14 protein-coding genes and 2 pseudogenes are annotated in these 24,354 nt (G+C 43.3%); 7 read left to right on the top strand and 9 right to left on the bottom strand.

Annotated elements, in window-relative coordinates:
* Nucleotides 1–18: 18 nt before the first annotated feature.
* The 6 genes and pseudogenes from BJP34_RS23385 to BJP34_RS23405 form a co-directional block, all read right to left on the bottom strand.
* Nucleotides 19–1,187: pseudogene (locus BJP34_RS23385) on the bottom strand (IS4 family transposase).
* Between the two features lie 63 nt (nt 1,188–1,250).
* Entirely contained in the window at nt 1,251–1,508 is a 258-nt protein-coding gene (locus BJP34_RS23390; protein WP_070394408.1) for a hypothetical protein, read from the bottom strand.
* 96 nt (nt 1,509–1,604) lie between these two features.
* Nucleotides 1,605–1,982 (bottom strand): endonuclease domain-containing protein, encoded by a 378-nt coding sequence (locus tag BJP34_RS23395; RefSeq protein ID WP_070394409.1) that lies wholly within the window; start codon nt 1,980–1,982, stop codon nt 1,605–1,607.
* Nucleotides 1,983–2,143: 161 nt separating this feature from the next.
* Nucleotides 2,144–2,317, bottom strand: coding sequence for a hypothetical protein (locus BJP34_RS44170; RefSeq protein ID WP_158517410.1), 174 nt, complete (start codon nt 2,315–2,317; stop codon nt 2,144–2,146).
* Between the two features lie 181 nt (nt 2,318–2,498).
* Nucleotides 2,499–2,657 (bottom strand): hypothetical protein, encoded by a 159-nt coding sequence (locus BJP34_RS44175; RefSeq protein ID WP_158517411.1) that lies wholly within the window; start codon nt 2,655–2,657, stop codon nt 2,499–2,501.
* 98 nt (nt 2,658–2,755) lie between these two features.
* On the bottom strand, nt 2,756–9,994 hold the full coding sequence (locus BJP34_RS23405; RefSeq protein WP_070394411.1) for a SpvB/TcaC N-terminal domain-containing protein: 7,239 nt from the start codon (nt 9,992–9,994) through the stop codon (nt 2,756–2,758).
* 505 nt (nt 9,995–10,499) lie between these two features.
* Here BJP34_RS23405 and BJP34_RS44180 point away from each other — a divergent pair.
* Nucleotides 10,500–10,646: a hypothetical protein gene (locus tag BJP34_RS44180; protein WP_158517412.1), complete on the top strand. Its 147-nt coding sequence runs from the start codon at nt 10,500–10,502 to the stop codon at nt 10,644–10,646.
* Here the strand turns inward: BJP34_RS44180 and mutL are convergent.
* Nucleotides 10,634–12,379, bottom strand: coding sequence for a DNA mismatch repair endonuclease MutL (gene mutL, locus BJP34_RS23410; RefSeq protein WP_070394412.1), 1,746 nt, complete (start codon nt 12,377–12,379; stop codon nt 10,634–10,636). The genes BJP34_RS44180 and mutL overlap by 13 nt on opposite strands.
* Nucleotides 12,380–12,693: 314 nt before the next feature.
* On the opposite strand from mutL, the gene BJP34_RS23415 reads away from it, so the two are divergent.
* The 3 genes from BJP34_RS23415 (at nt 12,694) to BJP34_RS23425 (ending at nt 18,054) form a co-directional block, all read left to right on the top strand.
* Nucleotides 12,694–13,566: a sulfotransferase domain-containing protein gene (locus BJP34_RS23415; protein ID WP_070394413.1), complete on the top strand. Its 873-nt coding sequence runs from the start codon at nt 12,694–12,696 to the stop codon at nt 13,564–13,566.
* A 302-nt stretch (nt 13,567–13,868) separates the two neighbouring features.
* Nucleotides 13,869–17,507: an AAA-like domain-containing protein gene (locus tag BJP34_RS23420; protein ID WP_070394414.1), complete on the top strand. Its 3,639-nt coding sequence runs from the start codon at nt 13,869–13,871 to the stop codon at nt 17,505–17,507.
* Nucleotides 17,488–18,054 (top strand): Uma2 family endonuclease, encoded by a 567-nt coding sequence (locus BJP34_RS23425; protein ID WP_070394415.1) that lies wholly within the window; start codon nt 17,488–17,490, stop codon nt 18,052–18,054. Before BJP34_RS23420 ends, BJP34_RS23425 begins: the two co-directional genes overlap by 20 nt.
* Before the next feature lie 611 nt (nt 18,055–18,665).
* On the opposite strand, the gene BJP34_RS23430 is transcribed toward BJP34_RS23425, so the two are convergent.
* On the bottom strand, nt 18,666–18,920 hold the full coding sequence (locus BJP34_RS23430; RefSeq protein ID WP_070394416.1) for a hypothetical protein: 255 nt from the start codon (nt 18,918–18,920) through the stop codon (nt 18,666–18,668).
* A 247-nt stretch (nt 18,921–19,167) separates the two neighbouring features.
* Complete coding sequence (locus BJP34_RS40705; RefSeq protein ID WP_149031135.1) at nt 19,168–19,398, bottom strand: hypothetical protein; 231 nt, start codon at nt 19,396–19,398, stop codon at nt 19,168–19,170.
* A 245-nt stretch (nt 19,399–19,643) separates the two neighbouring features.
* Between BJP34_RS40705 and BJP34_RS47765 the strand changes: the two are divergent.
* The 3 genes and pseudogenes from BJP34_RS47765 to BJP34_RS23445 form a co-directional block, all read left to right on the top strand.
* Nucleotides 19,644–20,432: pseudogene (locus tag BJP34_RS47765) on the top strand (metallophosphoesterase family protein); the annotation flags it as partial.
* Between the two features lie 208 nt (nt 20,433–20,640).
* Complete coding sequence (gene fxsT / locus BJP34_RS23440) at nt 20,641–23,226, top strand: FxSxx-COOH system tetratricopeptide repeat protein (RefSeq protein WP_229423994.1); 2,586 nt, start codon at nt 20,641–20,643, stop codon at nt 23,224–23,226.
* Between the two features lie 68 nt (nt 23,227–23,294).
* Entirely contained in the window at nt 23,295–24,239 is a 945-nt protein-coding gene (locus BJP34_RS23445) for a DUF4351 domain-containing protein (protein ID WP_070394418.1), read from the top strand.
* Nucleotides 24,240–24,354 lie beyond the last annotated feature (115 nt).

Consider the following 24,354-nt stretch of genomic DNA (forward strand, 5'->3'; position numbering starts at 1 on the left):
TCTGACGGCGTTAGTGCATTAAGCCTGGGGGGGCGACATGAGAGCTAAAAAGTAGACTGTATAAGCTTCATAGCTCTCATACCTCGTAAATAATTATCGAGCTTATGACGACTTAAACGCATCAAAGCATAAACTAATTCCCAACATTTATCCATAAAATGAATCCATTTTTGAGCATACATTCCAATATAAAAACTGCTATGTCTTTTAGTTAATCGCCCATATTCTTTGACTCTCGCTACATAGTCCTGAACTCCTTTTTTATTAATTATTTCTCCTTTAATTGTGGCAATAAAGTAAGCAAAAGAGATTATAATAAGTAAAGATATAAAGCGTTTACCGACAACATTACTGCCTTCCATATTATATCCACCGCTTTTATAATCTCGGAACATTTCCTCAATATCAAAACGTTTTTTATAAGCTGATATTGCCTCAGACAATTCGCTCATATTTGTTAGGATAAACCAACCTTCTTGGCTTACTGACTTTCGATAACTTTTCTTCCATTTACAGGCAATACTAAATCCTGATACTTGTTTAGTTTTTGTGACTTTAACCTTTTCAAAAAATAACGAAATTCCTGGTTTTAATCCCGAGTTTTTCAGGGAAATCCACCCCTGATTTTTTAATTCAATTTGCTCATTTTTTTTAAGTCTTAAACAAAACTTAAACCCTTGTTTGTCTAGCCATTCAGCCAATTTAACTGAACAAAACTCTCGGTCTCCCAAAATAACAACATGATAGCTATCAAATAGCCCTATAATAGTTGATAGTATTTGTTTTTGCTCTAAAAAATTACTTGAACCAAGTTTTGAAAGAAGTTCAAAATAAATTGGGATTGCTCGGTTTTTATAAATTATACTAACCACCAATAAATTTTTGTTATTCCAATTAGTCCTATCGATGGCTAAATAGATTTTTTTGTGTTTATCAAATTTTTGAGTGAGCCATTCTCTAACAAGTGGAAACCACATTTTTTTTATTTGAAATATTGGTAATGAAAAAAATCTCTGTAACTTTTTACGCCTTGAGTTACATTTAATAGGCAAAGGTAAAGATTCAGCAATTTTTTCGAGTTTAACATCCTTGATATCTTGTACAATGATTACTACAAGGTAAAAAAACAATAATTGAGATTCGGAAAGGAGATTTTTTAAATGTTTTTGATATAATTCTGGTAGCATTTTGAATTGATAGGTCGTCTTGACAATTTCTGACCTATCTTTTTTTACCATAATTCGCTCAATTTAATATATATCAAGGGTTACGGGGCGCTTGTCGCCCCCCCAGGCATTAAGCAGCTTTTTGGCAATGTCTGGATTTGGATTTATCCGTAATAATCGCTGGTATTTTTTTAATAGATCTAAAGTTGTTTCCCGCTCTAAGTTGTCCCAGTTTAATTTGTCAGCTTCTCCATTGCGAAAATTAAATTGAAGGATATCAAAATCAGGGTTTTGATTGTAGAAGGAATTAAGGTTATTGTCTGATATTTTGATTGTTGACATTTTATTTTCCTGGTTTTTGTTAATTGAATTGTTCTGATTTAGCGATGTCTGGCTCAATTCCCCTCCTGGTCGGGGTTAGGGGTGGGTTTAGTGTCTTTAGGGAACAGACTGACTCTTAATCCAATCCTCAATCACCCTCAAAACCCCCTCCACCTCTTGACAAACATCCTCTTCCTGAAATCGCAAAAATCTCACTCCCAAAGACTCCAAACGCGCCTGTCTTTCTGCATCCCGTTCCTGTGCTTCCTCGCTATCATGGGAAGACCCATCAATCTCAATTGCCAGCATCAGTTTTTTGCAATAAAAGTCAACAATAAATTGATCAATGGCACGTTGGCGATCGAAGTCATAGCCACACATTTGCTTTCCTTTCAGGTGTTTCCAAAGGGTCATTTCACCTGGGGTCATGTTTTGGCGAAGTTGTTTGGCTCTTTCTTTTAATAGTGGGTTGTAGGGAATGATTTTGGTTTTCATGGGGGTGTAATGGTGATGGTTTTTCTGTTGGCTTTAGCAAGAGTATAACCCACCCCAAGCCTACCCACCCCAAGCCTACCCACCCCAAGCCTACCCACCCCAAGCCTACCCACCCCAAGCCTACCCACCCCTAACCCCTCCCAGGAGGGGAACAAGAGAATTCACAATAATCGCTGGTATTTTTTTAATAGATCTAAAGTTGTTTCCCGCTCTAAGTTGTCCCAGTTTAATTTGTCAGCTTGACCATTGCGAAAATTAAATTGAAGGATATCAAAATCAGGGTTTTGATTGTATAAGGAATTAAGGCGAGCGTCTGATACTTTAATAGTTGACATTTTAGTTTCCTGGTTTTTGTTAATTGAATTGTTAGAATTTGGTATGTTCCCCTCTTCGGTTCCCTCTCCAGTTCCCCTCCTGGGAGGGGTTAGGGGTGGGTTAGAGGTGGGTTTGGCTTGGGTTTGATTTCGGTGCGTTACACTGTCGTTAACGCACCCTACAAGATCTGCGATCGCACTCCTACCAGGAACGAGCCACACTTATGAGCAAGGTGCGGATGAGAGCCGCATTGAGACATATTTGAACCACTGGTGGCGTAGGGTAAGGAGTGGGGTGGGAGGGATTGTTGATGGCTTTTTTTATCCATTGCCTACTTCCTTCCTTTTTGATCATATCCATGGTGACTTTCGGGGGGAGTTGTGGGATTTCGGTGCGTTACACTTGCGTTCACCCGCACCCAACTTAATCCTATTCTACTTCTTTTACTTTTATGTCAATCAATTCTTTAATTTCGACGCACCCCCTGTATGAGGCGTGAATAGGTGAATGGATATAGGTAATAATTGTAAAATGTTTCCTTCTTTATGGTGCACTGCATATTCGCCTTTAAGCAGTTTTTTAAGATGTTTTTCTGTAGTCCTCACATCCCTTTTTTCTAGGTAACTTTTTAAGGCTATTAAGTATAGATCATAATCCTTCCCGTGGTCTCCCGTCAACTCCTCTCCAATCTCCTTTTTTACGTCTAGTGTGTTGGCCGCAAACTCGTCAAAATCCGGTACGTCATTTTTAAATGGTATCCCTCTGTTGTATAAATACCCATACTGGCTCAACTGCTTCTGTTGAGCGTCAGAAAAGTGGGTTTTATACCAGATAGAATTTCCCGGCTTTCCGCTCCACCATCCTCCGTTTCTGGGGACATGCGGCTTTCTCTTAGTTTTTTTCACACTACTTACCGTACTAAAAAATTGGTAGGATGTAAACTGCAATTTTGGCATGTATTGGTAATATAATATAGGGGTATGAATACTACCAGTGCTAGTTGTTATTTTTGGCTTGTTTCCAGAAATAAATCTGCTGATCATTTCTCCTTTTTCATCTAAGTATATGATCGGATTACCCCCCACAAACTCAAACAAATTAAACCCATCCACCGTCCCCGCCGGATCAGGCTTCAACCACCGCCCCAACCAAGGCGCATAATACCTCGCACCGTAATAGTAAAGCCCAGTGCTATCATCCCTTTCCTTCCCGCTATAGCGATATTCCTTCAGCTTCACTTCCTGCTGATTCTTACCCGCAATAAACGCCGTTCCCCCATAGGGAAAATACTCCTCATAACTGATAATTTGACCATCATCATCCACTTCCAAAGCAACAGAACCCAGATGATTATCCATTTGATAACGCAGCTTTCTTGTCCCCACTAGCTCCCCACTTCCCCTCCTGGGTAGGTTCCCCTCCTGGGAGGGGTTAGGGGTGGGTTCCTCCCAATAATGGAAAATCGCCACACAGGTTTCATCATCCATCACTCTCAGGGTTTGCCGTTCTAGGATCGTTGTTTCATTTTGTTGCAAGCGTTTGACTTCATAATTACCCAAATAGATTTTTGATTCTTTCTGAATCACTGCACCACCATTTACCAAGCGCTCCGACACCTTGCGAGTTCGCATTTCCCCACTATCGTAGGTATAATAATCGCTATCATCCGGTTGATTGGAACGTTCGATAATTCTAGCTCTAACTAAATTTTCACAGCAATTAAAAGTCAACTTAATCGTACTATTACCATTCAACTGTTGCTGATTTCCGGAACGGTCATAAGTAATAGGTAGCGACTCACTAAACCCATTCTTACTGCTAACAGATTTCAACCGATTGGAATCCGGCATAATTTCCTGAGTGCGCGTCCAGGAATTGGTTGCTGCTGTATGAGTCGTTTTAATTAAATTTCCCCCATCATCATAGGTGTAACTTTCCTGATAGTGTTCCAAGGCATTACTATCACTAAGCGGGACAAACTTACTCTGCTTAAAGTCCCCATCTTGGTCATTATTGTGATGAGTCCTGGCATTAATCCCCGGATGCTGTCTGCCATTGGCCTCAATCAGACGGTATAGGGCATCATAGGTATAGTCAGACAGGGGTTCTACCTTTTGATTGTTGTAGAAAACCGTTGCATAAGTATTATCCTTGAGACGAGTAATATTCCCCACGGGGTCATAGGTATAGGCGATATCCTGAATCACAGACTTGCGTTCTTTACCGTTGCGATCGCGATTCGACCTGGTACTAGACAGCTTAATTAAACGCCAGGTTGTCTCCTCGTAGCTATAAGTTGTGTTCACCCCATTGCCATAGGAGACAGCAAGCCTTTGACCTTTAGCATCGTATTCAATGTCATTGATAATGGGCTGTAACGTGTCATCTGGTAATGTTACTGTAATCTTTTCTAACAACCCCAACCGATTGTAACTATTGGTCTTGACAGAACCATCAGGGGTAGTTTCGGCGATTAACTGTTGAATCCCATTAAAAGCAAACTTATTGGTATAAATTTCCTCTTCCAACTCCACAGTATCATCCCAGTTAACATAATCTTGATAATTTTTAGTTAACTGTCGAGTTGTTTCTAGACTATTTCCTTGGAGGTTGTATGTGCTATTCGTAATTACCCCAGATTGGTCGCGCAGTTGATAGAGTTGTCCCCGCAAATTATAATCTGCTGCATTGGGTTGGCTTTCCCCATAAATGAATGTTTCGACTACATTATCAGTAGCAACAGTTCCATCATTCTTGATACCTTTAGTTCTAATTTTGACCTTTCGTTGCAACTCATCATAATAAATTACCTGGTCGAAATTCCTGGGACTGCGATTCCATAAATGGTTACCCATAGCATTATCTAAACTGAGGTTAACTCCCCCATCGGTACTGTCAGTAACCAAAGGATTTACTGGTTCTTCTTCACTACCTACTCTCAGCCCATAACGATATCGGAAATTATAATAAGCTGTCCCCTGAGTAAGATTAGAAGCATAGAGTCGAGGATCGATAGATTCAAGTAACCGTCCTTGTATATCATAGTTATAGTAAGACGTTAAGCCATTATCAATTTCCAGAAAAGCCCGACCCAAACTATCCATCACCCTAATTACAGGAGTATCATAAAACTCTGCAGCTTTATCCAAAGCATCTTTTTCATTGCGTTGCGCTTCTGTGGGTTGATCTGGATAATTTTCCAGGAAACTCTTATAGAAACTAGAATCTTTTACCGTATCATTGACATCATAATTCTTTTCTTCCCAAGGCGTAAATTCAACCTTACTGAAAAATCCCTTAGCAGTCTCCGTGCGAATAACTCGTTCTAGGGGGTCATAATAAAGAGTATCCGATACCCCAAACTGATTGAGAATTTCGTTGTTTACATACTCATAGGTATTGAGATAATAAGGCTCATATTGCTTAACGGGATTACCTTTATTGTTATAAACTGTGCGACCAGACGTTAACCAGCGCTCCTCCGACTCCCCTCTTGGGAGGGGTAGGGGGTGGGTTTTTCCCCGACTGGGAGAGGCTTGAGTCATAGTCCCCCTTTTTAAGGGGGATTTAGGGGGATCTAAATCCGGTACCTGGGGAATAGATTGACTGAACTGAAACGCCAGTCCACCCTCCACCTTCACCTTACTTTGTAAGTCTCTACCAAACCCATCACTATAGGCAATGCTGGTTAGGATTCGACCGTTATTACCATAGTCTTCCGTAGTTAAACTCACAGCATGAACCGGAACATTCCTATCCTTCCAAGCAAACAAATCATAATAGAAATAACTAGCAGCACCCTGTAAATAATCCTGGGGATTCGCCATCAATTCTTCTAAGTTAGGCAACTCCTTAATTTGATAGTCTTCCAGTGGTCCAAAACCCTGAGACTCCCCATTTTCAGTGCCATAAAACGAAGTAACCGTTACCATCCCCATGGGGTCAAACAGCACTTCAGAAATATTTTGGTTAATATCCCGGATGCGCTGGACTTGTAAAGTCTGATAATCGACATTCTCCACCACCATCTCATTACTTAAAGCATCCGTCACCTTTACGGTCAGCAAATTATAAGCGTCATAGTCGTAAGTAGTAGCATTCCCAAAGGGGTCGATTGTCGCTTTCGGTAAAAAGAATTTGTCTGCACTATTATAAGTTTGGGTTAATCCTGGATTCCACCAATAATTCTCCTTAAGCTGATATCCCCCTTCCCTAGAAAGTAAATCCTCCAATTGTTCTTGGGTTAAGGCGCTGGTAAATGCCTCTTGAACCTGTTCCCTATAAAATTCAGCAACTTCAGTTTGATAGAGCAAAGCTTCCGGACTAACTTCTCCCCAGGGCAGAGATTTCTCCTGTTCCGGCGACCAATAATAATGACGTTGCCAACTCAACAACCGAGACGCATCAGACTCTAAAACCTGCTCTAAATAATCATCAACTTCAGCGAAACTAAAATATTGCTCACCAGACTTTAAAGCAAGATTAGTAATTTCATAACTATTATTTTCCAGAGGAACACCAAGTAAATTAATATCTTTTCGATTAATAAACCGATTCTCCTCACTGACAACCTTCAAACTCAATTGTTCAGGTCTTACATTCCCCTCCTGATTCCCCTCCTGCTCCCCTCCTGGGAGGGGCTGGGGGTGGGTTGGGTTAGGGGTGGGTTGTCTCCTGCCATAAGCCACCGTACAAGAACGAAGCACATTCCCATACTCATCCACCTTCAAAACAAATTGATGACTAATGCGTGGATCATCAGGATTACGCTCATAGTGATAGCTTAAGGTCTCCCTAGGCTCAACAAAATAAACCCCATATTTATTATCCCCTTTCGGTTGTAATAACTTAACGTGATAATTCGTTTCAGTCACAGCATAGGGTTTATCTTCCAAGTCAGAACCATCTAAGCCATAAACCTCTTCCCTTAGCACCATTCCTTTTAATGTCCAGTAGGCTTGACGACTGGTTTGGGCGTCCACTTCCCCATTCAAATCAGCAAAGATACTATCCGGGAATTGATAAGCTTGACTATCCCCCTGAAAATACTCCTTTTCATACTGGCGAGACAGAGAACCATAGCGCTGCCAAGCTCCCGTATGATACCAAGTTTTAGTTAATATGGGCGGCACATAAAAATCTTTCCCATCCTGCTCCCCCCTTACTAAGGCTACCTCTTGCTCCCCCCTTACTAAGGGGGGCTGGGGGGGATCGCTTACTAAGGCTTCCTCTTGCTCCCCCCTTACTAAGGCTTCCTCTTGCTCCCCCCTTACTAAGGGGGGCTGGGGGGGATCACCTTTCAACAAATCCTCCAAAGTCTCTGCATCCCTTCGTTCAACCAATCCAAAACCGCGAAACTCCCGCTCAACCCCATCATAATAACCGTGATGATAAGCATAGGAACTGACCATTTTGGAACCGGAAATCAGATCGAAACTTTCCGTTTTCTCCACCACCTGTACCGGAAAGGGTAAATTAACAATCCAAGGGTTACCCTTCTTCTTATCTTCCAGGTAAAACTTAGTGGAACTACAATAGGTAATGGTGGATTTTGACCCCAAATTGTTATTAATCTCATTTAACAAATAGGGTTTGCGACGCTGACAAAAATCGTAACACCAGTGACGGGGTTTAATATGGTTGTCGCTAAATACCAAACAAGTTGTACCATTGCCATAAATGTCAGCAAAACGAATTTGATTTAAGGGATCCCACTTGGAGGGGAACCCACCCCCAGCCCAACCCACCCCTAACCCCTCCGAGGAGGGGAACTGGAGGGGAATAGTAATCGGCTCACTAAAACTATTCCCACTTTGGTTAAACCAAATCTCCACCCGGTCGGAATGGACATAAATCAAGTCAGCTGTACCAGAACCATCCAAATCTGCCAGAAATAACCGTGAAGCGTCCATCTGCTTGCCAAAACGGGGAGCATGATCCAACAGCACCCGCTGACCAAACTTGCCATAGCCTAAACTTGGCCAGCACTCCACCATGCCATTAGTAACGCGCACCAAGTGCTGCATCCCAGTGCCAAATATATCCGTAAATTGCCAAATTTCCGACTCTGACCCCTTCCGAGCCAAAGGAATGTCATTTTTATTATTTCGACTGAATGGGCTACCAAAGCCTTCTTTACCTTTACCTGGATAAATCCAAATGCGATCGCTATCCATCCGCAAAATATCCGTTAAGCCATCCCCAGTCATATCCAACAGTTGATTCTCTGGGTTACTAAAATCCGTAGGAAAAGAAGGGAACGTCTGGAAACTCTGCCAAGTGCGATCGCTATTCGCCTCATAATAGCCAGTAGTCGTTCCCCTACTCACCACCAAATTCATTTGACCATTTCCGGTCAAATCCATCAATCGCTGAGTCGCCCCCTGGACATTGCGTTCAATGGGGAAAGCTTGGGGAGTTTGGGGTGGGCTATAGCTGACTGCGGCTCCATCCTTTCCGTTTTCCTTGGCTTCCGGCTCCCAATAGAGAGTGGTTTTACCGTCACTGTAGAGAATTCCCGGAATACCTTCCCCATATAGATCAATCAAAGAATAATTCGGAGGTAAATCTAATCCCGGTAAAAACTCACCCTTTTCTGACAACAGAGGCTCAAAGGCATGGTTCGTTGGTTTAAATTCGGTATACTTAAACTCCAAAGGCGGCAAACTTTTTGTTTGATATTTGCCATTCTCATAGCTATAGCCAACAGATTCAACCCCAGTCATGAGGCTAACTATGGGTGTTTCATCATAGGAGAAACGAGTCGCTTTAACCAGGATAGGTTCACTACCAAATTCTGCTTCAAAGCGATGGAACATCAAGACGCTGCGACACAGCCGATGGGTGCGAATTTCAAACCCAGCATGGTAAGTTGAAAAGGGATCTTGGCGATTAGTCCACGATTGAACTGGACGATAGGGGGTGTCGGAGTCAAGATTATACTCGCCATAATCAAAGACCACTTCAAACAACCATTGTTCTACCTGATTTTGCCCTTCCTGAAAGGGAGTAACATTGCCGTATTTAATTCTTTCAATATATTTGTTACTAGTTTGGCTGCGATTGACCTCGCAGAGGTCATTTGGTACGTTATCTATATTTTCTGACTTGTATTCATAGACAACGCGATCGCCTGATGGATTAAACGTTTCTGATAGCAGCCATTCAAAGATATGACTAGGATTTTCCGAATCAAAGATTCTAGTATTCTCGGTTTTGCCAAAAATACTAGTAACATTATCACTACTAACTATCCGCCAAAAAGAATCCCCTTCCGGTGCAATCCACTGTTCAATCTGGGCAAATAATCCTTCCGTGCGGGGACGATAAGAGATAACCGTGTATTTAATATTGTGGCTAATCCTCTCACGCTTACCCCCTACAATCGGAACTAAATCATCTCCATTAAAAATTAAAAAAGTATCATAGCCATCGTATTGTGGCAGTCCCTTTGACGTTTTGCGAGAAATATTCGGGATAGAAAGACTGAACCCCAAACCAAAGCTTCCGTTCCCACTACCAGAACTGTAATCAACGCTAATTTTTGGCTCAAATCCGCGACAGGAGGAGGTCCCAATCGGAATAGACAGGGAAGCGGTTCCAGTGAATTCCGAAGCTTGAAATGTTTCTCCTATACCTTGGATTGCTCCTCCACCTTTGGGGAGAGAAAGCTGAGTCGCAGTGATTTGGTTTTCCATAGGGGTAAGTTTTAGAGTTTAGGCATTGTACTCTTGACCCTGATGCTGATTTTAATCTTGTCCTAAATAAATATTACAGCCTTGGGTTTCTCTATAAACATGCACAAAGTTCAGGTTTATACACCACAAATACCTATATTTTCAGCACTATATTTAGGTCAGCACTATTCTTTTTTTGCTGGCGTTTATACACTAGCAATATTATCAACAGAAGTGTTCATTTATGTAACAATACTTTACACTACTGGCTGTAGTGTTGTTAAGGAGGAGCTGGTTAGTCTAGCGTTTTTATTTGGGTTGTAAACCCACAAATTGCTGAAAAAGGCAAGAGTAAAAAGGCAAAACGCAAGAGGGTAAAGAGATCTGTATTTTTCTTTTTTAATAAAAAAATACCTCCTAGGTTTACATCTCATCTATAAAGGCTATAGATATTTTCTATTCAGTCACTCCCTACACCGAATCGCCTTGGGCGAACAACTGGTTAACCTACCCTACACCGAACGCCTTGGGCCAACAACTTGCTAACCTTGGCCAAAAGGCCACGCTACGCGAACAACTTGATAACTTGCCAACCTTCAACTTTCTAACCTTCAACTTTCTAACCTTCAATTTGCCAACCTTCAACTTGCCAACTCTTCCTTATATCCCATGACTTTTTCCAATTACCCAATGACGGCGGAAAAAACGGGAAAGAGCAGACTCTTTTAAGGATAAATAAATGGGACGCCCGTGGGGACAAGTGCGAGGGTTTCTAGTCTTTTTCCACTGATCTAATAACTGCTGCATTTCTGACAAGCTCAGGGGGATACCATTGCGAATTGCACTGCGGCAGGCAGTTGCTACTTGAGCGGTTTGTAAGTCTCCTCCTAAACTAAGTTCTAATAGGGCTTTGGCACAATCGTCTCGCTGACGCAACAGTTCTGGTGCATTCCGTACTGCCCACAATTCTTCTCCAAAGGGGTCAACTTCTAAACCAATCCGCTGTAGTTGTTCAACCTGCTTAGGGGATAACTGCTGGAGAATGATGGGAGGTTCTAAGGGGACTAACTGCCAGCGATCGCATAATTCTTCATACAACACCCGTTCATGGGCAATGTGCTGTTCAATTAACCAAATACCGGTGGGATGCTCTGCTACAATATACATATTATGAAGCTGAGCCATGGCTCGCAGTTGGATGAGCCCAATATCATCGGTTTTGCTATCAGTTTTGTCAGTAATTTCTTGAGTGGCTGCTATCCCTTGAATTGAACGACTGGTGGTGTAACCTCCTCTAGCTTCCGATGTTTTGAGTAACTGTTTTACCCTGTTCGAGTGAATCGCTTCTGGGAGAGTGGCTGGGGTGATTCGCAAAGCGTGCTCGATAGCTTCAGCAACTTGCTCTTGCCAGTAAGATACCGAGTGTAAGTAAATTTCGGTCTTTGCTGGATGACGATTCCAGTCGATTTGACTCGGACAAATCCGCAGGTGCAGGAAACAAATGGGATAGCGGTCGCGAGGCAAGGTTCGAGCTAATGCTGTGATCATGGTTTGTTCCAACTCATGCGATCGCACAATTCGTCCATTAGTGGCTACCTTTACCCAGTCTGCACGTCTGCGATGGCATCGATCCGGTAATCCTAACACTAGCTCTATCAAACCATTTCCGAGATTTCCCTTAGTGCTTTTATCCTGTTCTTGCTCTGTTCCCTTTTCCGGTATCGGCACCTCTACCGTTAGGGGCTGCAAATCACTTTCCTTTAAGTGCTTGATAATTTGAGGCAGAATCTGTTGGGCAGTATGACCAGGACAAAGATTAAACCATGGACGTCCATTTTGCTCCACTTGCCAGCTCACCCTAGGATGACACAGAGCATGTTGATGAATAATGGTTTGGACAGCACGCAACTGTTGTGCCATTGCCGGTAAACCCTGGCGACGCACGGGCAACTTACCAAATAAATTAGACACGATCACAATCGTACCGGGTGCGATCGCAGCAGTTTCAATCTGACGCAGTTCACCTTGGGAATTATAAATTACTCGCCACCCCTGACTATTTCCTGGACATCGGCTCAAAATTTCTAACTCTGCCACAGCCGCCAAACTATGCAACGCTTCCCCACGAAATCCCAAACTAGTAATCTTCCACAGATCATCACTACTAGAGATTTTGCTAGTACTGTGGGCAAAAGCCGCTTTTTGCAAATTCTTGACCTCCATCCCTGTGCCATTATCTGCCACTCGTATCCGCCATTGCTCAGTCCACAGGGAAACGGTAATCCGACTTGCCCCAGCATCAAGGGAATTTTCGATCAGTTCTCGCACCACTGCGGCTATTGAATCAATGACTTCCCCAGCAGCAATTAGATGAACTACGTTTTTAGGTAGGGTTTGAATAATCATTTCAGGGAATCGGTAAATAGGCAAAAGGCAAAAGGCAAAAGGCAAAAGGCAAAAGGCAACCTAGCAATAGTAGGAAAGAGAGCCAAGGATTTTTTGATGTCATGATTTATCATGATTTAGTTTAATGCTATATTTGGCAATGCTATAGTTAATATTTAATTAATTTTATACAACAGACAAATAACCACAAACAATATTACCATAAATAATGTGATTAAACCGATTGATAGCCTTGATCGTACTTATGATATACAGTTATATTACCCCTATTCCCTATTCCCGTTTTCCCATTCCCTATTCCCTAACGATCAACAATGAAGCAACAACCACAAAAACCCCACTACTCAATGTGTCGGGGATTCCGTATTCCCATGGGATTTCCGGTAACCTGTTTTGAATCTGGACTCAGTTACAATGCTCAACCAGAGGATAACTTTATTGTTACTTATCCCAAATGTGGCACAACTTGGGTTCAACATATTGTCTGGATGCTCAACCATGATGGGGAACCCCTACCTGTGGGCAAAGACATCAATTTAGAAGTACCTCATCTAGAAGAAGTGGGTGCTGATTTTGTGGCAGCCATGGCATCACCAAGGTTTATTAAAACTCATTGTCCTTACTCATGCACCCCTTACTGTGCTGATGCCAAGTATATCTATATTGCTCGCAATCCCTTTGATTGTGTTGTTTCTTTTTATTACCATACTAAAGGGTTTGTGAAGCACTACAATTTTGCTGAAGGAACCTTTAATGATTTTTTTGAATGCTTTATTGAAGGGGAAGTTGAGTGGGGTGATTATTTCGAACATTTACTGTCTTGGTATGACCATCGCCAGGATGACAATGTTTTGTTTATCACTTACGAAGCTATGAAAGCTGATACTCCTAAACATATTCGCAAAATTGCTAAATTTTTAGGGAGTTCATATTTAGACAAACTAAATAATGCTGAAATTTTCAATAGCATTCTTAAACACACCAGTTTTACCAGCATGAGCCAAGACCAAAGTCGGTGGTCGAGTCAGCGACCTAAAGAAATGACACCGTTTATCCGGAAAGGAGAAATCGGAGATTGGAAGAATCATTTTTCTGAGGAACAAATAGCCCGTTTATCTGATAAATTTAGAAATAAGACTGCTGGAACAGACATAGCAATGTTGTGGGCTGATTTGATTCCCAATTAAAACCAACACCAATTTTAATAATCCTGATTACACAGGAATGTTTACCTGTTCAAGAGTATGTTAGCATTGTTAATGCCTAATTCAGATCCCCCTAAATCCCCCTTAATAAGGGGGACTTTTGAATCTAATTCCCCCCTTTTTTAAGGGGGGTTAGGGGGTATCTATATACCTAATTATAAAAGTAAAATTATCCCTGTTCCCAGATCCGCTGTTCCCTACTCCCTACTCCCTACTCCCTACTCCCTACTCCCTACTCCCTAAAACCCAGCAGAAAGTACCTCACCCAATTCAAAACTGCTCACATGGACACCTACGAATATCAAGTCGGTGGTAGTTTAAAATTAAATGCCCCTAGTTATGTAGAGCGTCGAGCTGATGCTGAACTTTATAACGCTTTAATTAGGGGTGAGTTTTGTTATGTGTTCAACTCCCGACAGATGGGTAAGTCTAGCTTGCGCTTACGGATCAAGCATCGACTGCAACAGGCTGGTTTTAGCTGCGCTTCTATTGATATGACCATAATTGGTAGCGAAACTATTACTCCCCAGCAGTGGTACAAAGGATTAGTCGTTGAGTTATTAAGGAATTTCAAACTTTCCAGAAAATTTAATTTAAAAACTTGGTGGCGTGAACACGATGATTTATCGGAAATCCAGCGATTGAGTCTGGTGATCGAAGAAATTTTATTAGTTAACCTTAAAAGCGAAAAAATTTTTATTTTTATTGATGAAATCGATAGCGTTATTAGCCTAAATTTTCCCACCGATGATTTTTTTGCTCTGATTCGAGCCTGCTATAACCAGCGAGCGGAAAATCCTGACTACAATCGCCTCACCTTTGCTTTATTTGGAGTAGCAACCCCTTCGGATTTAATTTCCCAGAAAGAACGAACTCCCTTTAATATTGGTAAGGCTATTGATTTACATGGGTTTACCCTAGAAGAAGCTCAACCATTAGCATCAGGATTAGTAGGATTGGTAGACAATCCCCAAACTATTCTCAAAGAAATATTAGCTTGGACAGGAGGACAACCATTTCTGACTCAAAAGCTGTGCTATCTGGTGTGGATATCAAATCAAACGGCAATTAGTGGCTCTCTGAGGATTCCCCCTGGTACGGAAGGATTTTGGTTAGAGCAGCTTGTGCGCAAGGAAATTATTGAAAACTGGGAAGCCAATGATCAACCGGAGCATTTACGAACCTTACGGGAACGGATTATCAGAAATGAACAAGGGTCTAGTCGGTTATTGGCACTTTATCAGCAAATCTTACAACAGGGAGAAATTGCTGCGGATGACAGTCCTGAACAAATAGAATTACGGCTAAGTGGGTTAGTTGTTAAACAGCCTGGTCAGGAGAACAAAACTTCCCCAGTGCTAAAGGTTTATAATCGTATTTACCAGTCTATTTTTAATCAGGATTGGGTTGAGCAAAAATTAGGTAATCTGCGACCCTATAATCAAGCCCTCAATGCTTGGTTAGCTTCTAATCGTGAAGATAATTCTCGGCTGTTGCGAGGACAAGCTTTAGCAGAAGCCTTAAACTGGAAAGCGGGCAAACGGTTGAGTGTAGTAGATGATGAATTCTTAGCTGCTTCTCAAGAATTAAGCTGGATTGAACAGCAACGGTATTTAGAAGCAGAACGGGCTAAGGAAGCAGAAGCAAGATTAGCAGAACAGAAAAAAAGTGCCAGACGACTCAAGTTCTTGCTAATGGCAGTGGGTACAGCATTGATGGTTTCCACGGGGTTAGGGGTGACCACTTACCTGGGATATAGACGCTCAGCTATTAGCGAAATTAATGCGATCGCAAAATCCTCAGCAGCGCTCTTTGCCTCCAATCAACAATTGGACGCCCTAGTAGAAGCCATCCGAGCCAAGGAACGATTGAAAAGCTTTGGTAACGCCGACCAGGCTACGGAAACTCAAGTAGAATCGGTGCTAAGACAGGCAGTTTATGGGACTGTTGAATATAATCGCTTAGTAACGCATAGCGATCAGGTTTGGGCAGTTGCCATTAACCAGGATGCTAATCTAATCGCTACCGCTAGTTATGATAAGACCATCAAACTCTGGACACTGGATGGTAAACTAATCTCTACCCTAAACGGTCATCAAGCTGGGGTTTACGACATTGCGATTAGCCTAGACGGGAATCTGATTGCTTCCGCTAGTGACGACAAAACCGTCAAACTCTGGAAACGGGATAGTCAGGGAACGTTTGAACCCCAACCCGATAAAACCCTCAAGGGTCATCAAGCTGGGGTTTATGGTGTTGCCATTAGCCCCGACAGCCAGATGATTGCTTCAGGGTCTGGAGACAAAACCGTTAAGCTCTGGAAAGCTGATGGTACCTTGATTACTACCCTTAAAGACCATAGCGCTACTGTTTATGGAGTGGCCATTAGCCCAGATGGTAAAACCATTGCGTCCGCGTCAGGGGACAAAACCGTTAAACTTTGGGGCTATAATGGGACATTACTAAGGACGTTTCAGGGGCATAATGACCGCGTTTACAACGTTGCCATCAGCCCAGATGGTCAAACCATTGCGTCCGGGTCAGGGGATAAAACCGTTAGACTCTGGCGTGCTGATGGCACTTTACTAAACACCCTCAACGGCCATAGCGATCGCGTTTACAACGTTGCTATCAGCCCAGATGGTCAAACCATTGCGTCCGCGAGTTGGGACGGAACCGTTAAGCAGTGGAGTGGGGAAGGCACATTACTCAATACCCTACGAGGGCATCAAGATTTAGTGTACGGTGTGGCCATTACCCCAGACGGAAAAACTATTGCATCCGCGAGTTGGGATGGAACGGTTAGGCTCTGGAAGCCCGATGGCATCATCCTCACCAGGCTCAGGGGGCATAGTGATTTAGTTTGGGCAGTGGCCATTAGCCCAGACGGAAAAACCATTGCATCCGCGAGTTGGGATCAGACCGTGAAACTGTGGAATAAAGACGGTAGCCTACAAACAACCCTGAGTGGCCATAGCGCTAGAGTTTCAGGAATAGCGATTAGCCCCGATGGTGAGATGATTGCTTCTGCTAGTGCCGATAACACCATCAAGCTCTGGCACAGAAACGGTAGCTTGCTAAAAACCTTAACAAATCATAGCAGCGCCGTTTTAGCAGTAGTCTTCAGCTCCGACGGTGAGATGATGGCCTCCGCTAGTGCCGATAAAACCATTAAGCTCTGGAAACGGGACGGTACCTTAATTAATACCCTCAAGGGCCATAGCGATCGCATTTATGGAGTAGCCTTCAGCAAGCGATGCAGCGCGGTCTTGGGGAGGCAGCGCGGTCTTGGGGGTTCCCACGGGGCTTACAAGGTGCGGACGCAGGTTCCGCACACAGCCCCTCCCCATGAGCGACTGCCGTTGGTTTCCCCCACTCGCTATTGCATCAAGAAAGACGGGACTCTAATTGCTTCCGCCAGTTGGGATAAGACTGTCAAACTTTGGCAGCCAGACGGAACCTTGATTACTACCCTCAAAGGACACCATGACCGAGTTTACAGCGTTGCCATCAGTCCCGATGGTGAAACCATTGCGTCAGCGAGTTGGGACAAAACCATTAAACTCTGGAAGCGAGATGGAACCTTGATTACTACCCTCAACGGTCATCAAGCAGGGGTATTAGCAGTAGTGTTTAGCCCTGACGGTAACAGAATTGCTAGCGCTAGTTATGACAAAACCGTCAAACTCTGGAAGCAGGATGGAACCCTTTTAACTACCCTGAAAGGACATAGCGATGGCGTCTTAGCCGTAGTTTTCAGCCCCGATGGTGAAATGCTCGCCTCTGCTAGTGGAGACAACACTGTTATTATATGGAATTTAGATCAAGTCCTCGATTTAGATCAGTTACTAATCTATGGTTGCAATTGGATACAAGATTATTTGAACACCAACTCGGAGGTTAATGATGTTTGTAACCCTTAACTTAGACAATGTGGATTTTACCGATAATCAATTTTATCATCTTTGTCAAGTAAATCCAGAGTTCCAGATAGAGCGCACTGCTAAGGGAGAATTAATTATCATGCCACCGGTAGGAGGAATTAGTGGAAATCAAGAAGCAGATTTGATTACTGAACTAACCATTTGGAACCGTCAAACTAACATGGGAAAAGTTTTCAGTTCCTCCACCATGTTTAAACTACCTAACGGCGGAGATAGATCCCCCGATGCAGCTTGGGTAACGTTAGACCGTTGGCAAGCTCTTACTCCAGAACAACAGCAAAAATTCCCCCCGATTTGCCCTGATTTTGTAATTGAATTGCGTTCACGGACAGATACACTTAAGTCTCTACAAGACAAGATGAAAGAATACCTCAACAGTGGCTTACAACTAGGTTGGTTAATTAACCCTCAGAATCAGCAAGTAGAAATATACCGTCCCAATCAACCAGTAGAAATAGTCGGATTTCCAGTTAATTTATCTGGAGAAGACGTATTACCTGGATTTGTTTTGACAGTACCCCTTTGAAGAAGAGAGTGTGGGGAGATGGGGAGATGGGGAGATGGGGAGATGGGGAGATGGGGAGATGGGGAATTTCCGGATAATAACCTTAAACCTTGAACATCCCAACCTTAAACCTTCAACATCCCAAGCTTAAACCTTCAACATTCCAAGCTTAAACCTTCAACATTCCAACCTTAAACCTTCAACATCCCAACCTTAAATCTTCAACCTCCCAACCTTAAACCTTCAACCTCCCAACCTTAAACCTTCAACCTCCCAACCTTAAACCTTGAACATCCCAACCTTAAACCTTCAACCGAATAACCTTTAACCTTCAACCTCCCAACTTTCAACCCCAAAAAAAATAGCCGCAGAAATACTTTCCACGGCTAGAAGTTATCTTTATGACTCAACTTTGTAAACCAAACCAGACATCATCCGATTTAATCAGACCGTAAGCTGTCAGCTATCAGTTTATGCGCTACGCGCACACTACGCGAACAGTTATCAGCTATTATCATTCAGCTATTAGCTATTACCCAAAGGCCAAGGGCTGACCGCTGACCGCTGATCGCTGACCACTGACATCAGACCTGATTTTTTTGCCAGGGGGGTAAAACCCCCTGTAGATTAGTTTAACCGATAATTAAATACTTCGTCATCATTGTGATGAATTCCCCTGGGATGCCAGTGGGCTGAAGGGGGCTCCACTCCGAGATTTCCGCGTAACGCAGTGCATAAAGGGTATGCATGGTATTGAGTATTGCTTTACGTGACCCCTTCAAAATGTGCTTAACAGGGTATTTTTTTTGGGAAGGTTCCTGAGGAGTATTACCAGGAGTAGTCTCTTCAGGATTGTTGTTTTTGTTTGGTACAAAGTCTTCAGTCATAATTAAACTCGTGTTTGAGATTTATAAATATAATCATAACGATTACAAAATATTGTGTCAAGGGGTATTATAATTTTTTTTGTGAGATGGTATTGAAATAAAATGTACAAAAAAACTTAAGAATGTAGAATTAAGAATGTAGAATTGAGAATTGAATAAAAATGTTAGAGTCGTAGGGTGGGCATTGCCGATAAAGATCATGATTGAACCGCGATTAATGAAATGGGCAATGCCCACCAATACCCAATCATAATCGGGAATCGGAAATCGGGAATCGGGAATAGAATAAAAATGTTAGAATCGTAGGGTGGGCATTGCCGATAAAGATCATGATTGAACGGCGATTAATCAAATCGGCAATGCCCACCAAGACCCAATGATAATCGGGAATCGGGAATCGGGAATAGAATAAAAATGTTAGCGATCGCGTAGCGTGACCTTCCTTCAATCGCGTAGCATCTCTTTCAGAGAATGGCATTTTTTATTGGATTAACTTTACTGATATCATCGGCAACGGTAACTCAAAAAACTGAAATATATCAGATAAATTGTGATAGGTATATAAAATGAATTGTTATCACTTTTGTTCCCTGTTCCCAGATCCGCTGTTCCCTGATTTTCCTGTGTTAGACTAAATCAAAATTGGGTTTCAGGCATCTACTGGTTAATAATATATAGTTAACTGGAAGCTAATCGGTGAGTGATTCAACTAGCTTGGTCAAAATGTATGATCACACGGAGGTGATCCTTAGGTGGTTACATCTGACAGACCTTCACATGGGTATGAAAGGCTCAAAAACTCTCTGGCCAAATGTTGAGGAAATTTTCTTTAAGGATTTAGAGTACCTTTGTGAAACGGTAGGCCCAATCGATTTGGTAATGTTTACTGGCGATCTCACTCAGCGCGGCAGTGAATCGGAATTCCAACAGCTAGACAAACTCTTAGATAAGTTCTGGAAAAAGTTTCGCGAGATGGAATTTGAGCCAAAGTTTCTGGCTGTACCTGGCAACCACGACCTGGTTCGACCAGATCAGTCTGACTCCGTATTGATTAATCTCCAGGATCGGTGGGACGATCATGAATTCCAACAGGCATTTTGGGATAACAGCAAATGTCCTGAGCGACAACTTGTAGACAAGGCTTTCGATAATTATCTTCAATGGTGGCAAAATACGACCGTACCTAAGCCCGACATCTATTCAAAAGGCATACTGCCAGGAGATTTTTCAGCAACAATTGAGAAGGATGGGTTCAAACTCGGAATTTTAGGACTCAATAGCGCGTTTCTGCAACTGATGGACGGTAGACACGGTAAGCTTGCTCTAGATATATGCCAGTTCCATAAGGCATGTAATGAAAGTCATGACCATGGGCCGTCTTGGGCACAAGACCACGATGCCTGTTTGCTACTTACCCACCACCCCCAGGATTGGCTAACCGAAGAAGCCCAAGAGCAGCTAAAAGGGGAGATTTATAGCTCGCCCGAACGATTCGCTTTACATCTGTTCGGACACATGCACCAGTCTAACTTGAGCAGCTTGGCAGAAGGTGGTGCTAATCCTCGAAGCACACTGCAAGGCTGCTCCCTGTTCGGCATTGAAGGGTGGGGGAAAGAAAAAAAGGAACGGCTCCATGGTTATTCACTATGTGAATTGAAAATCGAAGGGAACACCGCCTCCCTCCGCATCTACCCCCGTCAAGCATGGAAAAAACAGGACGGTGGACGGGAAATCGGTCGGGATCCTACCTTTAGACTGCCCAAAGGAGAGGACGGCACGAAACTGCTACCAGTGGAGTTATTGCGCGAACGACCAAACGACCCGATGGCAAGGGGAAGAAAAAAAAAAGTTAAATCCCCCCAGTAACATTATCAATCGTGGCACTCCCCACTTTGTCGGTAGGGACCCTCAACTTGAGCAGCTCCATGAAGAATTTCAACAGACCGATCAATTAGTGATTTGTGCCATTGCCGGAATGGGCGGTGTGGGCAAAACTGAGTTAGCTCTACAATATGCTCTGAAAAATCAGGATAATTACCCTGGTGGGTTGTGCTGGTTTCCAGTGCGCGGTGTAGATCTCGGGACTCAAATTGTTAGTTTTGCCCGGGAATTAGGATTAACGATTCCAGATGAACTAGAGTTCAAGGAGCAGGTAAGATACTGCTGGGGGCATTGGCCAGAAGGAACAGCATTGATCGTGCTGGATGATGTCCCTTCTTTCAGCAAGGACTACAAACAGAGAATTCAGCCCTACTTACCTCCAGCCCAATCCCGCTTTAAAGTACTGGTCACCAGCCGTCAACGTCCAGGGGCTTCTTACCGACGAATTGACTTGGATGTACTTTCCCCAGGGGCAGCATTGGAATTATTGGAATCCCTTGTTGGAAAAGAGCGCATTGAGAAAGAACTAAACGAAGCAGAAGCCTTATGTGAATGGTTGGGGTATTTGCCCTTGGGTTTGGAGTTAGTCGGACGATATCTTTACGAACATCCCACTCTGAAAGTAACAGAAGTCCAGGAGCAATTGAAGCATAAGCGGTTAGAAGCACAGGCTTTGTGTGAACAACAACCAGATATGACCGCCGAGTTGGGAGTAGCAGCGGCGTTTGAGTTATCCTGGTCAACCCTTTCAGAAGAAGCAAAGCACCTGGGGTGTCTGCTAAGTTTATTTGCTGCTGCTACCTTTGACTGGAAGTTAGTGGAGCAGTGTGTACAAATACACGAGTCTCGCCAAGGTCTCAAAACATGGATACAGAAGTGTTGTCAACGACTATTTGGAAAAAGTACTCATAGTCTAAAAGCTTCGGAGTTGTGGGAAATACGCGTTCGCGTAGCGTGGCCTACGGCCAATCGCAGTTTACTGAAACTGAACCTGTTACAACTGACCGAACAGCAAACCTATCGGCTCCATCAACTAATTCGAGAATTTTTCCAGACCAAGCTGGCTCAATTACCAGAGGCTGATAGCTACAAGCGAAGCTTTTGTCAGGTAATGGTGGCTGTAGCCAAAAAAATTCCTGATAGACCAACTCTAGAAATCATTGCAGCAGTTAACCCGGCCATCCCTCATTTAGTTGAAGCTGCCACAGTCCTAACTGACTGGCTCAGAAATGAAGATTTACCATGGCCGTTTATTGGCCTAGGGAAATTCTATCAAGGTCAAGGTACCTATGACCAGGCTGAACTGTGGTGGAAGCAATGTTTAGAGATAACTAGAAGCCGTCTGGGTCACCACCATCCTTTGGTGGCCACCAGTCTCAACAACCTGGCTGCACTCTACGACTCAATGGGGCGCTATGATCAGGCCGAACCCCTCTATCAACAGGCATTGGAGCTGTATAAGCAGCGGCTGGGTCACGACCATCCTTTGGTGGCCACCAGTCTCAATAACCTGGCATTTGTCTACTATGGTCAGGGGCGCTACCATGAGGCAGAATGCCTCTATCTCCAAGCATTAGAACTGTTTAAAAAGCGCCTGGGTGAGGATCACCCCCATGTAGCTCAAAGTCTCAACAACCTGGGATTACTCTACTCGTCTCAGGGGCAGTACGATCAGGCAGAATCTCTCTATGTCCAGGCATTGGAGATGAGAAAGCAGCGGCTGGGCACAGACCATCCCGATTTAGCTCAAAGTCTCAACAACCTGGCTGCACTCTACGAGTATTTGGGGCGCTATGATCAGGCCGAACCCCTCTTTCAACAGGCATTGGAGATGAGAAAGCAGCTGCTGGGTCACCACCATCCCGATGTGGCTACGAGTCTCAACGGCCTGGCTGGACTCTACTACTCAATGGGGCGCTGTGATCAAGCCGAACCACTGTATCAAAAGGCTTTGGATATCAGAAAGCAACTGCTGGGTCACGACCATCCTTTGGTGGCCACCAGTCTCAACAACCTGGCTGGACTCTACTACTCAATGGGGCGCTATGATCAGGCCGAACCCCTCTTTCAACAGGCATTGGAAATGACAAAGCAGCGGCTGGGTCATGACCATCCCGATGTGGCCACCAGTCTCAACAACCTCGGTGGACTCTACTCCTCAATGGGGCGCTATGACCAGGCCGAACCCCTCTTACAACAGGCTTTGGAGATGACAAAGCAGTTGCTGGGTGATAACCATCCCCATGTAGCATCCAGTCTCAACAACCTGGCAGCACTCTACGAGTCAATGGAGCGCTATCACCAGGCCGAACCCCTCTATCAACAGGCATTGGAGATTGCAGAACGGACGTTAGGGTCAAATCATCCTAACACTGTAACCTGCCGTGAGAATTTAGAAAGTTTGCGCGATAATTTGTCACAGTAATCAGTAATATTATTCATTAATTAGTTAGAAATACTATATACTGACTTGGTCTTGCTTTTCCTAAGTGAATGACTTACGATAGTACGCTAAAATATTTGGTTGAACAATATCCTCAAGCCTTTACTCGTTGGTTGTTTAACCAAGAACCAGCAGAGGATATCGAAATTCTCAACACCGAATTGAGCACAGAGCCAATTCGGGCAGATGCCTTGTTTTTTGTGCGAGTTGCTGATGCTATTTTGCATCTGGAATTTCAAACCCTACCCCAATCTGAACCTCCCTTACCCCTGCGGATGCTCGATTATTGGGTCAGGTTGTATCGCCAGTACCGCTGTGATATTGAACAAGTAATAATTTTTCTGAAACCAAGCCGATTAGCCGGAGTATTTGTAAATCAATTTACCGAGAGGAACCTATCCTTCCGCTATCGGGTAATTCGGATTTGGGAATGTGATCCACAACCATTACTTACCACCCCAGGGTTACTACCCTTGGCCGTGTTAGCACAAACTGAAGTGCCAGAAACCTTGCTATCCCAAGTAGCAGCCAGAATCGATATGATTGAAGATAGACAACAACAGCGTAACTTATCTGCTTGCGTGCAACTGTTGGCTGGGGTGAAATTTGATGAGCAGTTAATTCAAGCTTATTTTCGGGAGGATATGATGCAAGAGTCAGTAGTTTATCAACGAATTATTCGCCAAGGATTAGAACAAGGATTAGAACAAGGATTAGAACAGGGATTAAAACAAGGATTAAAACAAGGATTAGAACAAGGATTAGAACAAGGATTAGAACAAGGATTAGAACAAGGATTAGGACAAGGAAAGCGCAATGAGCTTAATTTAATTAAGCGTCTACTTAGCCGTCGCCTAGGTGAAATAAATCCCCAATTACAAAATCAAATTGAGGAATTATCCTTTGACCAGTTGGAGGATTTAGGAGAAGCGTTGTTAGATTTTGACACCGAAGTGGATTTGACCAATTGGTTGAACCAGTTAACGGATAAGTAAAATCCCGTTAGGTTTAGCACCTAAAAGCAGTGCCATCGAGATCTGATAGAGTGGGTTTGGATTTGCCTTACCCACTCTATTATTGCCCAAAAATACCGATAATTCTTGTTCCCCC

It is taken from the genome of Moorena producens PAL-8-15-08-1, assembly GCF_001767235.1.
GTDB classification, from domain to species: Bacteria; Cyanobacteriota; Cyanobacteriia; order Cyanobacteriales; family Coleofasciculaceae; genus Moorena; species Moorena producens_A.